At 57.6% G+C, this 410-nt stretch carries 1 protein-coding gene; it reads right to left on the bottom strand.

Annotated features, from left to right (window positions below; translation table 11 throughout):
• Positions 1 to 106 precede the first annotated feature (106 nt).
• Positions 107 to 410 (bottom strand): ATP-binding protein (locus HWN72_RS30845; RefSeq protein WP_211152344.1); only part of this gene is annotated, 304 nt, incomplete at its 5' end.

Here is a 410-nt window from a genome sequence, read left to right as displayed (position 1 = left end):
TGCGTATTTCAGAAGTTCTGGACAGCCGTTTCACAAAATCGCGGACAGGCGTTTCGCTAAGTCCCGGACAGTCGGCGCAGTTTGGTCATAGGTGCCTTGTTGTGGTTCAGGCGGTTATGATTTCGGCTTTCTCTATGTCGGTCAAGAGGGGCGCGGGTCGGGTTTTGCGCATGCTGTCGCCTTCGAGTTTTATGCGGTGGGCATTGTGTACCAGGCGGTCGAGGATGGCGTCAGCGATCGTGGGGGCACCGATCATTTCGTGCCACTGAGCGACCGGTAACTGAGCCGTAATCAAGGTGGATTTACGCTTGTAGCGCTCCTCGAAGATTTCAAGCAGATCGCCGCGCTGCTGCTCGGTCAGCCCATGGCTGCCCCAGTCGTCGAGCACGAGCAGTTGGATGCGGGTGAGC

The sequence above is a fragment of the Novosphingobium sp. HR1a genome, assembly GCF_015594425.1.
In the GTDB taxonomy this organism is placed as follows: domain Bacteria; phylum Pseudomonadota; class Alphaproteobacteria; order Sphingomonadales; family Sphingomonadaceae; genus Novosphingobium; species Novosphingobium resinovorum_A.
The sequence above is the reverse complement of the archived record's forward strand: the minus strand, read 5'-3'. Positions and strand labels throughout refer to the sequence as shown.